Below are 12,347 nucleotides of genomic sequence, written 5' to 3'. Positions count from 1 at the left end.
GCCTCCGCGGCGCCGAACAGGAACGGTGAACAGAGCGTCTCCGCGCCCCTCGATCCCGAGGGCGGAATGAGCATCGCCAGATCTTCACGCGCTCTTCAGGGCCTCGGTCGTGGAGGGTGAGGTCTGGAATATCCGATCCAGCCCGGTGATGGTCAGCAGGTGGCGAAGGTTGCCCTGCGCGCCCGTGAGGATCAGCCGCACCGACGCCGACCGGCTCAGCTGGAGGGCCCGGGTCAGTTCGCACAACCCCGTCGCGTCGCAGAAGACGACGCTCGACACGTCGATGATCATGAGTGCGGGTTGCGGGTTCTGCCAGGCCTTGTCGATCTCGGTTCGCATCTCCTCGGTGCGCTGGTAGGCCAGCTCGCCCGAGGCAAGGATGATCAACGTGTCGTCGCCCCTGGTCGAGTTCACCTCGAAGGACGAGGGCTCCTGAACGACTTGCACGAAGATCCACCTCTTCTGGATGCTCCCACCGGCGCGGATCCTTTGGGTGGGGTTGCTCTGGCCTTCTACCTGATTGCATCGACTTGTAACGCAATCGAGGACCTCAACTTCGCCGCGCCGTAAATTCAGCCGTCGCTGACAGGCCCCCGTACGTGTCTCGTGTCGGAAGCCGGCGCTGGTCAGAGGGCTCTCGCATGCGGTCGGCTCCGCGCTGCGGCGGCCGTCGCCGATCCGGTCTGACAGCCGCCCCCTCCTCCTATCAGCGCGCGGTCTGCCCGCTGTAAGCGGCGGCGGGCATCGTCGTGTTCATCGAGAACGGCGAGGTTCCGAAGAGGAGAAAACGATGTCGTATGCGATCCAGGCCGAGGGCTTGGTCAAACGGTACGGGAACATGGTCGCGCTGGACGGAGTCGACCTGGAGGTGCCGGTCGGCAAGGTGATCGGCGTGCTCGGCCCGAACGGGGCCGGCAAGACCACCACCGTACGGATTCTGGCCACGCTGATGCGCCCCGACGGGGGCCGCGCCACGGTCGGTGGCTACGACGTGATGAAGGACCCGGTGCGGGTCCGCGGTCTGATCGGGCTCACCGGACAGTACGCCTCGGTGGACGAGAGCCTGTCCGGCAGGGAGAACCTGGTGCTGCTGGGCCGCCTCCTCGACATGTCGAAGCGGAACGCCAGGGCGCGGGCCGTGGAGCTGCTGGAGCGGTTCGAGCTCGTCGACGCCGCCGACCGGCCGATCAGCACCTTCTCGGGAGGTATGCGCCGCAGGCTGGACCTGGCGGCGAGCCTGGTCGGCAGGCCGCAGGTGCTGTATCTGGACGAGCCGACCACCGGGCTCGACCCCCATGCCCGCAACGAGGTCTGGGAGGTGGTCCGGGGGCTGGTCGCCGACGGCACCACGGTGCTGCTCACCACGCAGTACCTGGAGGAGGCCGACCAGCTGGCCGACCGGATCACCGTGTTCGACCACGGCCGGGTGGTCGCGGAGGGCAAGCCGGGGGAGCTGAAGCGGCGGGTCGGCGGACAGACGCTGCAGGTGCGCCCGACCCTATCCTCCGATCTGGACGAGGTGGGCCGGATCCTGGCCGAACTGACCGGCGCCGCCCCGGCCCGTGATCTGAACACCGGCCTGCTCACCGTGCCGGTCGCCGACCCGATGCTGGTGTCCGCGCTGGTCAGAAGGCTGGACGGGGCCGGTGTCGCCGTCGATGAGCTGGGCCTGCGCCTGCCCAGTCTGGATGAGGTCTTCCTGGCGCTGACCGGACAGCCCGCCGAAGAGTCCAAGCAGAACACCATCGCTGAGAGGAACGTGGCATGACCACCACCACCATCGCCCCCGCCGTCATCTCCGGCACGCAGCCGTCCCCGCTCCGCATCGGCCCGGCCAAGGCCGTCCGGCACGGGCTGGCCCTGGCCGGACGGGGCATCATCAAGATCGGCAAAGCCCCCGCTCAGCTCATCGACGTCATCCTGACGCCGATCGTGTTCCTGCTGATGTTCGTCTACCTCTTCGGTGGCGCCATCGCCGGTGGCGACGTCGCCGGCTACCTGCAGACGATCACGCCGGGGATCATGGTGATGACCGTCTTCCAGGCCAGCATCGGCATCGGGGTCTCCCTGAACGCCGATGCGAGCACGGGCGTCTTCGACCGGTTCCGCAGTATGCCGATCGCCCGGTCCGCGCCGCTGGTCGGCGCCGTGCTCGCCGATCTCGTCCGCTACGTCGTCTGCCTCGCCGTGCTGCTGACGCTCGCGACGGTCATGGGCTACCGGGTGGAGACCAACCCGGCCGCCGCGCTGGCCGCGGTCGCGCTGCTGATCGCGTTCGGGATGAGCTTCAGCTGGATCTCCGTGTACGTCGGCATGCTGATGAAGACGCCCGGGTCGGTGCAGGGCCTGATGACGGTCCTGGTCATCCCGCTCACCTTCGCCAGCAACGTGTTCGTCCCGTCCCAGACGATGCCGGGCTGGCTGCGGGCCTGGTCGGACGTCAACCCCGTCAGCCTGATGTCGGACGCCCTGCGCGGCCTGCTGAACGGCGGCGAGGTCGCCGGGCCGCTGTTCGGCAGCCTCGTCTGGATGGCCGGAGTGGTCGTGGTGTTCTTCCCGCTGGCCATGCGGGCCTACCGCAGGAACGCGGCCTGATCCCCGCCCCGCCGCTCACGGCGCCACCGGCTGGCCGGATTCCTCGGCCAGCCGGTTCAGCGCGTCCTGCCTCGGCAGCTCGCTGCCCCGGCGATACGCCTCGTGGTAGGAGGCCTCGCCGAGCTGCTCGATGAGCTCGGCGACCAGGTCGCGCAGCTCGGGGGAGCCGTCGTCGAACGCGCCGCGGATCACCTGGCTCATCCCCAGCGCGGTGGCCGCGCCGCCCGGGTCGGCCTCCAGCGCGAGCAGCCTGGCCAGCAGCTCCGCGGCCCAGGTGAGACCACCGGCGTCGCCCCGGGCGAAATAGCCGCTGACGACGCTGGGCAGCAGCTCGCGGGCCTGCGCGGCCGCTCCCTCCGCGAGCCGGTTCTCCATCCTGGTGCCCGCGATCAGGTCCCTGGCCATCTCCTCGGGGAAGGGCAGCCGATGAACGAGGGGTTCCAGCCGGTCGAGGGCCTGGTCTGCCTGCTCCAGGTCACCCGAACGGCGGTGCAGGTCGGCGAGGCTGAACAGGATCGCGTCCTCCAGACGCCGATGGCCTCGCTCCCTGGCCTGGCGCCGCGCGGCGTGGATGTCCCGCAGGGCGCCGTCCAGGTCGCCGCTGCGCATCCGCTCCGTCGCGAGCCTGGCCCTGCTGTGGAAGAGGTCGTCCTCCGCGCCGAGCTCGAAACTGACCGCGACCCCCCGTTCGAAGGCGGCGATGGCCTGGCCGTACTCGCCCCGCAGGGAATGATCCCGGCCGACGGGGAGCAGGGCCATCCCCATCCCCCAGCGGTCGCCCAGCGCCTCGAAGCCGCGCAAGGCCTCCCGCCGTGCGTGGGCGCCGGACCGCAGGTCGCCGCGTTCGGTGAGGACGAAGTCCCGCACCAGGTGTGCGCTGGCCCGCACCCAGGGATCCGGCGCGTTCAACGACCGCTGGAGGTGGCGTTCGCCGAGGTCGGCATTGCCCGTGGAGAACGCCAGCAGCGGAATCCACAGCGACAGCGTCGGATGGAAGTCCAGCGCGCCGGCCGGGTCGCAGTCCTCGATCAGCGAACGCACCGGGACGTCTTCGGAGATCAGGTTGCCCGCCATCAGCCGCACCACGCCGAAGGCGGCTCGCATGTGGCCGGGCAGCGCGTCGCCGAACCGGAGCACGTCGGTCATGAACGTCTCGAACGGGGTGCTCATCCCTCTGATCCCCCAGTACCAGAACATCGCGCCGACGAACCGGGACGCGGTGAGCGCGTCCCCGGCGTCCACGGCCGCCTGCAGCGCGGCGACCAGGTTGTCGTATTCGGCGTCGAAGAGCGCGATCGCGCGCAGTTGCTCCCTGGTACGCAGCAGCGGTTCGTGCTCCTCGGCCAGCGCGAGGAAGTGGTCCGCGAAACGCGCGGAGACGTCGTCGGAGGACCGGGCGAGCTGGGAGGCCGCGTAGGCACGCACCGTCTCCAGCATCCGATACCGCGGTTCGTCACCACCGGAGGTGTCCACGAGGGACTTCTCGACCAGGGAATTGAGCACGTACAGCACGTCCTCGGCCGGCAGCGACTCGTCCGAGCAGACCCCCTCCAGCGCGGCGACGGTCGCCCCGCCGGGGAACACCGACAACCTGCGAGCCAGCGCCCGCTCGGGCTCGTCCAGCAGGTCCCAGCTCCACTCGACCACCGCGAGCAGCGTGCGCTGTCGCGGCAGCGCGGTTCTGCTCCCCGAGGTCAGCAACCGGAACCGGTCGTCGAGTCGCCGCGCGATCTGGTCCACGCTCATCGAGCGCAGCCTGGCCGCGGCCAGCTCCAGCGCCAGCGGCATCCCGTCCAGCCGCCGGCAGATCTCCACCACGGCGTCCACCGTGGAGTCGTCGAGCGCGAACCCCGGCCGGACACCGGCGGCCCGGTCGACGAACAGCCGCACCGCGGCCGTCTCGGACGCCTCGGCGAGATCCGGTGATCCCGCGGGCACGTCGAGGGGGCCCAGGTGGCACAGCGCCTCCCCGGTGATCGCCAGCGGTTCCCTGCTGGTGGCGAGGATCCTCAGATGCGGCAGCCGGTCGAGCAGCCGATCCGCGAACTCCGCGGCCGCCTCGACGAGATGCTCGCAGTTGTCCAGCATCAGCACCGTCTCGCCGACGTCGAGCACCCCGGCCACCCGGTCGACCGGAGTGGCCTTCTGCATCTGCCCTCCGTCGGAGAGGCGGATGTCCCGGGAGCCGAGCGCACCGAGCACCGCGTCGGCCAGCTGATCCGGTGTGCCCACTCCGGCCAGCGGCACGAACCACACCCGGCCGCGCTGGTACGCCCGATGCCGGGCCGCGGCCTCCAGGGACAGCCTGGTCTTGCCCGCGCCACCGGGGCCGACGATGGTGACCAGCCGGGAGGAGGCCATCAGCCCGGCGAGCCGTTCCAGCTCGCCGTCCCGCCCGACAAAACTGGTCAGTCGCGCCGGGAGCCGGTTCGGTGCGGGCTCGGGGCGCGCCGAGGGCCGGTCCATCTCTCCGCGGAGCAGGGCGAGGTGGACCTCCTGCAGCTCGGCCGAGGGATCGACGCCGAGCTCCTCGCTCAGCCTGCCCCGCATCTCCTCGTAGACCGCCAGCGCGTCGGACTGGCGTCCCGCGGCCGACAGCGCACGCATCCGCAGCGCGGCCAGCCGCTCGCTCAGTGGGTGTTCGGCGCCCGCCACTCCAAGATCGGACAGTACCTCGGCGTGCCGGCCCAGCAGCAGTTCCGCGTCGAAGCGGTCCTCGGCGGCCGCGGCCCGCACGTCGTCCAACCTCGCGGCGGAGACGCGGGCGAACGGAGCCTCCAGCACATCCGCCATCGCCGCGCCCCGCCACAGCCCGAGCGCCGTACCGAGCAGCGCCGCCGCCTCCTCGGGCCTGCCCGCCGCCAGCTCACGCCTTCCCTGCCCGGCCAGATCCTCGAACCGGTGCACGTCCACGTCCTCGGCGCGCACCGACAGCCGGTAGCCCCCCGCCACGAGGTCCACCGTCCCCGCCCCGCGCAGCGCCTTGCGCAGCCGTGACACCAACGCCTGCAGCGCGCTGGCCGCCTCCGACGGCGGCTCCGCACCCCACAGGCCGTCGACGAGCGAGTCAACGGACACGGCACGACCCGCCTCAAGGGCGAGTCTGGCCAGCAGCATGCGCAGCCGGGGACCGCCGATATCGATCGGCGTCATGTCATCAAAAAAGGCTTTAACAGGGCCAAGTAGGGCAATTCGCACTGTGGCAGGCTTTCAGAATCATGGCCGGCCCACCAGCGCGGCCCGGGGACGGGATCGTTCTCCTTGGGCGTACGGGAAGGTGGGACCACCCCCTCCCGAGGACGGATCCGCGATGATCCCCGCCGCGCCGGGCAATGGTCGGAGGCGAGCGAACCGGCCCTCAGGTCTCGTCGACCAGGGCCTCCAGGGCGGGCAGCGCGGCGATCAGCGCGTCGCGCTGTTGCGGGCTGAGCCGGGCCAGCCGGACGTCCAGCAGGGCGGTGCGCCGCGAGCGCACCTCGGCGAGCATGCGAGTCCCGGCGGGTGACAGCGCCACCCGGCTGGAGCGCGCGTCCCTGACATCGATGGTGCGGACGAGCAGGCCCCGCCGGGTGAGCACCGCGAGGACGCGGCTCATGGTCGGCGCGGTGACGGCCTCGCGCTGGGCCAGCTCACCCAGGCGCAGCGGCCCGTAATTCTCGATCGAGACCAGCGTGGACAGCTGCAACGGCGGCACGTCGTTGCTGGCGAGCCGGATGCGCCGGTGCAGCCGGCCGACGGCGAGGCTCAGCCGGCCGGCGAGCTGCCTGTCGTTGGACACCTGTGCGCTCATCGCTCCGCCATCTCCTCGTGGATGTACAGGTCGCCGCGGAACAGCGAGACCACCGCCCCCGCGGCGGCCAGGACGGCGGCGAGGATGAAGACGACGACCAGGCCGTCGTGGAACGGCACGGACAACAGGTGCGGCAGGAAGGTCCTGCTGGTCAGCGTCGTCACGGTCGCGGGGGGCAGCTGGTGCAGCACGCCGGCCGAGTCCAGCAGCGAGGAGAGCGGGTTGCTGCCGAGGAACGCGGCGAACATCAGGCCGACCGGAGGCACGGAGGAGACCGCGGTCACCGCGTGTGCCGGCACGCCCTGGGCGCTCAGGCCGCTGTTCAGGGCGCCCGGCAGCGAGTGGGACAGCCCGGCGACCAGGAGGGAGAAGAACACGCCGATGGACAGCACCATGCCGGAGTTCTGGAAGGTGGCCCGGATGCCGGAGGCCACGCCGCGCTGGTCGGAGGGGACCGAGTTCATCACCGCCGTGGTGTTCGGCGCAGTGAACAGGCCCGAGCCGATGCCGTTGAACAGCAGCAGGAGCGCGAAGATCGGATAGCTGAAGACGACCGGTATCTCCAGCATGCCGAGGAAGGTCACGGCCATGACGAACAGGCCGCCGGTGGCCAGGAGCTTCGCGCCGTACCGGTCGGACAGGTAGCCGGAGACCGGCCCGGCGATGAGGAATCCGAGGGTGAGCGGGAGCAGGTAGATCCCCGCCCACAGCGGGGTGTCCTCGAAGTTGTAGCCGTGCAGCGGCAGCCAGATGCCCTGAAGCCAGATGATGAGCATGAACTGCAGCCCGCCGCGGGCTATCGCGTTGAGCAGCGCGGCCGCGTTTCCGGCCCAGAAGGCCTGGATCCGGAAGAGGCCGAGGTGGAACATCGGGTGCCGCACGCGCGTCTCCACGAAGCAGAACACGACCAGCAGGACCGCGCCGCCGGCCAGCCCCGCGATGACCATCGGGTTGGACCAGCCCTCGACGTGGCCGTCGTAGGGCTGGATGCCGTACGTGATCGCGGCCAGCAGCGCGGTCAGCCCGACGCCGAAGGTCAGGTTGCCCCACCAGTCGATGCCCAGATCAGGCCGTCGGGCCGCGGTCTCGTGCAGGTTGCGGTAGGCCCACCAGGTGCCCACCAGGCCGATCACCGCGCTGAACCAGAAGATCGCCTCCCAGTGCCAGGCGGACAGCAGGCCGCCCGCCATCAGCCCGATGAAGGTGCCGGCGAGCCCGGCGACCTGGTTGACGCCCAGTGCCGTGCCGCGCTGGCGAGCCGGGAACGCGTCGGTGATGATCGCCGTGGAGTTGGCCATCAGCATGGCACCGCCGACGCCCTGAACCAGCCGCCAGCCGATCAGCCACAGCGCACCCGCCTGGCTGTCGAACGGGGTCAGCGCGAGCGCCACCGAGGCGCCCGTGAACACGGCGAAGCCGGCACTGTAGATGCTCACCCTGCCGTACAGGTCGCCCAGCCGGCCCAGGGTGACCACCAGCACGGCGGTGACCAGCATGTATCCCATGAGCATCCACAGCAGGTAGCTCACGTTCTCCGGGGCCAGCGGGTTGAGATGGATGCTGTTGAAGATGGCGGGCAGAGAGATGATCACGATGGAGGCGTTCACCGTGGCCATGAGCATGCCCAGCGTCGTATTGGACAGCACCGACCACTTGTAGGGCAGGCGTCCACCCGGACGGGACGGAGGTGTGGCGGGAGTAGTGGTCATGGAAGTCTGCATCAGCCCTCCAGATCTGGGGATCTGGCTGGATAGTTAGTTGGCGTAAACTAAGTATATGTGCTGACCTGCGGTTATCGTCCGACGGGGGTGCGGTTCTCCGAAAATCGGGGTCCGATCGTGGGTGCGCCCGCCGGGTTCCGGGAGGGCCACCGGGCGGCGGGCGTCATGCCGGTGGACGAGCCGGGGGCCTGCGGCCACGAGTGGTGGGCGGCCGAGCCGCCGGAGGGGGTCTACCGGGCGCTCCTCGGCGTACGGCGCCCGGAGGCGGGCCCGGGATGGGCGGCGTTCTTCATGGCCGAGGACGTGGCCGCGGCATCCCGGACGGCGAAATCGCCGGGCCGTACGGCCCGGCGATCGTCCCGCGCGACCCCTGGGACGCGCTGTTCGCCGTTACGCCCGCTCTCCGCGGGGACGGAACCAGACGAAGAACGCCGCGACCGGCAGCGCACCGCCGCCGATCACGACTCCGGCGAAAGCGCTGTCGATCATTGATGAGACGACGACCGCGATCGCGTACACGATCGGCACGATGACTCGGAGATCGGCGAGACCCATGGAGGCGTCATCAACCATTTCCCGGTGGCGGTCCAGAGAAATACGTATGCGTGCGCCGAAAGGGGAGCCGAACCGAATTGACGGCGGAGAACTCCCGACAGAACACGCCGATAGCGTGCCGCGCAATTCATCGCTCCGATGCGCGTCGGCCTGTCAGGGCCCTTCGAAGTACTTCCTGGCTCCGTCATGGAGAATCACCGGCTCGGTCTTCGGCGCATTGTCCCGGGAGATGTTGTTCGCCTCGGGGTGCACCTTGGCCAGGTCTGCCTGGCGCTCGAAGAGAATCCTGGTCAGTTCGCCGGCCAGTTCGGCCGGCATTTTCTCCGAGACGATCAGCAGGTTGGGCACGATGATGGTGCCCGCGTCCACGGCCGTGCCGTACAGCTCCTTCTTGAGGGTGGAAGCCTGGTAGGTCGGCCCGTACTTCGCCTGCAGCTTGGGCAGCAGGTCATCGATCGGGACGAAGACGACCTCCTCCTTCAGGGTCGTGGTGAGGTCGGTGATGCCGCCCGTGGGCAGGCCGCCCGACCAGAACAGGGCGTCGATGGTGCCGTCCTTGACACCCTGAACGGTCTCCGGCAACGACAGCGACTGCTTGTCGATGTCGGACGCGGGGTCGAGCCCGGCCGCCTCAAGGAGCCGGAGCGCGATGTTCTCCGTGCCGGAGTTCGGCGAGCCGATGGAGACCCTCTTGCCCTTCATGTCCGCGACCGAGTGGATGTTCGCGTCCGTGCGGGCGATCACATGGGTGTAGTTGGTGTAGATGCGGGCCAGGGCCCGGATGGGCTGGGGGCCGGAGAAGGCGCCCTTGCCCGTCGCCGCGTCGCTGGCCGCGTCGGCGAGGGTGAAGGCGATGTCGGAGTCGCCCCGGACCACCCGCTGGATGTTCTCGACCGACGCGCCGGTGGCCTCGGCCGTGACCTGGTAATCCGGCAGGTTCTTGCTGAGCAGATCGGCGTAGCCGCCGCCGAGCTGGTAGTAGACGCCGGTGGTGTTGCCGGTGGCGATGGACAGCCGGCCGCTTTTGTACCGGTCCCCTCCCGCCAGGTTTTGACGTTCGCCGCCACATGCGGTGAGGCCCAGCACCAGGCTGACCACGATGGCACCGATACGGGTGACAGATCGCATCAGTTTCCTTTCTGCGCTCGATGGGAAACCTGCCCGTCGGCGGGCCGCCGCAGAACCAGGTGGATGAGGAGCGCGACGGCCAGCAGGGCCAGGCCGATCGCGACGGCAGTGGGTTCGAGATGGAGGAGAGCGATCGCGGCGCCCGCCGACAGGACTCGCTCCGGCCAGCCCGCTCGGCGGACCATCCAGCCCCCGGTGGTCACCGCCAGCGCGGCCACGGCCACGGCCGAGACGGCCAGCGCCATGAGCACCTCCGGCAGCGGAGCCTGCCAGAGCAGTGCCTGGCCGCCGGGGGCCAGCACGAACGCGAACGGGACCAGGAAGGCCGGGAGGGTGTACTTCCAGGTCATCATCATCGTTTTGATGGTGTTGCCACCGGTGATGGCCGAGGCGGCGACCGCGGCGAGCGCCGTCGGCGGCGTGACCTCGGACAGGACGGCGTAGTAGAAGATGAACATGTAGGCCGCTTCCGGCGAGACCCCCAGGGTCTGCAGAGCGGGCCCGATGATGACCGCCGCGATGATGAACGAGGCGGTCACCGGGACGGCGAGCCCGAGGATCAACACCGCCAGGGCCGCGACCACCGCCGTCATGGCCAGGTCGCCGCCCGCGAGATCGATGATGATCCGCGAGCCCTTCAGGCCGAGTCCGGTCAGGGTCACCACCGCGACGATGATCCCGGCGGCGGCGGTGGTCGCGGCGACCGGCAGGACTCCGAGCGTGCCCGCGGACAGGGCCTGGGCCATGCGGCGCGGGCCGAGCCGGTGCTCGCGGTCCAGGAACGACAGCAGGAACGCGAGGACGGTGGCGTAGACGACCGCGCGGAACGGCGACACTCCCAGCGCCATCAGCACCACGATCGCGATCAGCGAGGAGAAGTGGTAGCCGAACCTGGCCAGCAGCCGCCCCGCGGAGGGGATCTCCAGATCGAGGTCCCGCGTGCCCAGCCGGCGGGAGTCGATCTCGATGGCGAGGATGATCCCGAGGTAGTACAGCACGGTGGGCACGGCCGCGTAGAGCAGCAGGGTCAGGTAGGAGACCTTGAGGTACTCGGCGATGATGAACGCCGCGGCTCCGAGCGTCGGAGGGGACAGGATCGCGCCGATGCCCGCCGCGGCGAGGATGCCGCCGCCGCTCTCGGGTGAGTATCCGGCCCGTCGCAGGATCGGCCAGGCCACGCTGCCCAGCGATACGGTGGTGGCCGTACCCGAGCCTGAGACCGTGCCGAGCAGGAAACCGGCCAGGGTGACGGTCCGGCCGGACGCGGCGGCCGACCGCCGGAACGCCGCGAACGAGATGTTGACAAAAAACGCGCCGGCTCCCGAATACTCCAGCACCGCGCCGTAGATCGCGAAAAGCACGATGTAGGTCGCCGCCACATCGAGAGGCACGCCGAACAGTCCCTCGGTGCCCATGTAGAGGTGGACGAGGATGCGCTCGATGTCGTAGCCACGATGCCCGACGGCCCAGTCGAGCGGCAGGTAGCCGCCGTAGTACGCGTAGCCGACGAACAGCAGGCAGATCCCGGGCAGGATCGCCCCCACCGTGCGACGGGTGGCCTCCAGCACCAGCAGCGCGCATCCCGCGCCCATGACCATGTCGAGGGTGGAGGGCTCGAAGGTGCGCCGGATGAAGTCGTCGAAGCCCAGAAGCGGATAGGCGCACACCACGACGGAGGCCCCGGCCAGGATCCAGTCGGCGACCCCGGGGGCGTCCTTGCTCCGTTCCGTCTTCCCGAGGCGAGGTTCCGTCTTCCCGAGGCGAGCCGGACGCGGCACCCATCGGGGCAGGCGCATTCCCGGGCGGTAGGACAGGAACGTCAGGGGGAGCACCGCGGCGAGAAAGCTCATCCGGTAGGGCAGCACCGGTATCGGGTTGAAGACCGCGTAGAGCGCGTAGAGCGATACTCCGAGCGCGACGGCACCGATGACGTGCGCCAGCGGGCCCGTGATCCGCCGGGCCGGCCTCTCCGCGTCGTACTCGGCGATGAGCTCTTCCGTGCTGCGGGTCTGCGCCGTTCCAACGGTCCCCTCCCCCTCGTCGTCCGAGGTGGGATGTCCGACGCGCTGCGCGGCGGATGTCACTGTTGCCTCCCGATTCCGTGGTCGCACTCCGGGCGACCTCGCCAAGGGTGGAGCGTCGGCCCTAGGGGAAACGTAGATACTCCGGTGCGCAGGTGAGGAGGTATTGGAACGTATTTGATGAACACTTAGGAAACGTGCCCCCGTGCGCTTTTTTGTCCTTGAGCGAAGCGAGAGGGGTGAAGGGGCCCTTCGAGGCCTCCCCATCGGGGTCTACCCCGCCGATGGCGGAGCGTCACGAGGCGTTGACGCGGGGTTCCATTCGGCGATCGATGTCATCGACGACGGGTGTGCCGTCCGGTTCCGGGAGCCTGCGCCGGGAGAGCTTGACTCAGGGGTCACACTCATGAAATAAAACTTAAACCAGGGGATCTTCGGATAAAGGGGCAGCCGAAAATTACCCCTTGGCTCGGGGGAGATTTTCACCTAGCCTGTGGCGCGCTGTGAGGCTGTTCTCGAATGCCGCCCAGGCGTAAA

At 69.7% G+C, this 12,347-nt stretch carries 9 protein-coding genes; 2 read left to right on the top strand and 7 right to left on the bottom strand.

The annotated features are described in order from the left end of the window. Positions 1-84 precede the first annotated feature (84 nt). Positions 85-447, bottom strand: coding sequence for an STAS domain-containing protein (locus DKM19_RS50320; protein WP_162642256.1), 363 nt, complete (start codon positions 445-447; stop codon positions 85-87). Between the two features lie 343 nt (positions 448-790). Between DKM19_RS50320 and DKM19_RS45255 the strand changes: the two genes are divergently transcribed. Both DKM19_RS45255 and DKM19_RS45250 read left to right on the top strand, forming a co-directional pair. Continuing rightward, positions 791-1,768 carry an ATP-binding cassette domain-containing protein gene (locus tag DKM19_RS45255; protein ID WP_110704795.1) on the top strand — a complete coding sequence of 326 codons (978 nt, stop codon included), beginning with the start codon at positions 791-793 and terminating at the stop codon, positions 1,766-1,768. Beyond that, complete coding sequence (locus tag DKM19_RS45250) at positions 1,765-2,595, top strand: ABC transporter permease (RefSeq protein ID WP_110704794.1); 831 nt, start codon at positions 1,765-1,767, stop codon at positions 2,593-2,595. The genes DKM19_RS45255 and DKM19_RS45250 overlap by 4 nt, the downstream gene beginning before the upstream one ends. Positions 2,596-2,610: 15 nt before the next feature. Here the strand turns inward: DKM19_RS45250 and DKM19_RS45245 are convergent, their stop codons facing one another. The 6 genes from DKM19_RS45245 to DKM19_RS45225 all read right to left on the bottom strand — a co-directional run bounded on the left by DKM19_RS45245 (position 2,611) and on the right by DKM19_RS45225 (position 11,873). Next, positions 2,611-5,748 carry a BTAD domain-containing putative transcriptional regulator gene (locus DKM19_RS45245; RefSeq protein ID WP_239513942.1) on the bottom strand — a complete coding sequence of 1,046 codons (3,138 nt, stop codon included), beginning with the start codon at positions 5,746-5,748 and terminating at the stop codon, positions 2,611-2,613. A gap of 205 nt (positions 5,749-5,953) precedes the next feature. Continuing rightward, the gene (locus DKM19_RS45240; protein WP_110704792.1) at positions 5,954-6,385 is read right to left on the bottom strand and encodes a MarR family winged helix-turn-helix transcriptional regulator; all 432 of its coding nucleotides are present in this window, start codon (positions 6,383-6,385) and stop codon (positions 5,954-5,956) included. Next, positions 6,382-8,094 (bottom strand): MFS transporter, encoded by a 1,713-nt coding sequence (locus DKM19_RS45235; protein ID WP_110706439.1) that lies wholly within the window; start codon positions 8,092-8,094, stop codon positions 6,382-6,384. Before DKM19_RS45235 ends, DKM19_RS45240 begins: the two co-directional genes overlap by 4 nt. Before the next feature lie 402 nt (positions 8,095-8,496). Then, positions 8,497-8,661: a hypothetical protein gene (locus DKM19_RS50315; protein ID WP_162642254.1), complete on the bottom strand. Its 165-nt coding sequence runs from the start codon at positions 8,659-8,661 to the stop codon at positions 8,497-8,499. A 153-nt stretch (positions 8,662-8,814) separates the two neighbouring features. Further along, a complete protein-coding gene (locus DKM19_RS45230) occupies positions 8,815-9,789 on the bottom strand; it encodes a TAXI family TRAP transporter solute-binding subunit (protein ID WP_110704791.1) in 975 nt (324 codons plus the stop codon). Continuing rightward, positions 9,789-11,873, bottom strand: coding sequence for a TRAP transporter fused permease subunit (locus DKM19_RS45225; protein WP_204358521.1), 2,085 nt, complete (start codon positions 11,871-11,873; stop codon positions 9,789-9,791). Before DKM19_RS45225 ends, DKM19_RS45230 begins: the two co-directional genes overlap by 1 nt. Positions 11,874-12,347: the final 474 nt, after the last annotated feature.

Source organism: Streptosporangium sp. 'caverna' (assembly GCF_003203775.1).
GTDB lineage: Bacteria > Actinomycetota > Actinomycetes > Streptosporangiales > Streptosporangiaceae > Streptosporangium > Streptosporangium subroseum.
Note: the sequence above shows the minus strand (reverse complement) of the source record. Positions and strands in the feature narration are given on the sequence as shown.

What these genes read in the sequence shown, in the direction of transcription:
- DKM19_RS45255 (WP_110704795.1), top strand. Translation starts at nt 791, where the DNA reads ATGTCGTATGCGATCCAGGCCGAGGGCTTGGTCAAACGGTACGGGAAC.
- DKM19_RS45250 (WP_110704794.1), top strand. Translation starts at nt 1,765, where the DNA reads ATGACCACCACCACCATCGCCCCCGCCGTCATCTCCGGCACGCAGCCG.
- DKM19_RS45245 (WP_239513942.1), bottom strand. Translation starts at nt 5,748, where the DNA reads ATGACGCCGATCGATATCGGCGGTCCCCGGCTGCGCATGCTGCTGGCC.
- DKM19_RS45240 (WP_110704792.1), bottom strand. Translation starts at nt 6,385, where the DNA reads ATGAGCGCACAGGTGTCCAACGACAGGCAGCTCGCCGGCCGGCTGAGC.
- DKM19_RS45235 (WP_110706439.1), bottom strand. Translation starts at nt 8,094, where the DNA reads ATGACCACTACTCCCGCCACACCTCCGTCCCGTCCGGGTGGACGCCTG.
- DKM19_RS50315 (WP_162642254.1), bottom strand. Translation starts at nt 8,661, where the DNA reads ATGGGTCTCGCCGATCTCCGAGTCATCGTGCCGATCGTGTACGCGATC.
- DKM19_RS45230 (WP_110704791.1), bottom strand. Translation starts at nt 9,789, where the DNA reads ATGCGATCTGTCACCCGTATCGGTGCCATCGTGGTCAGCCTGGTGCTG.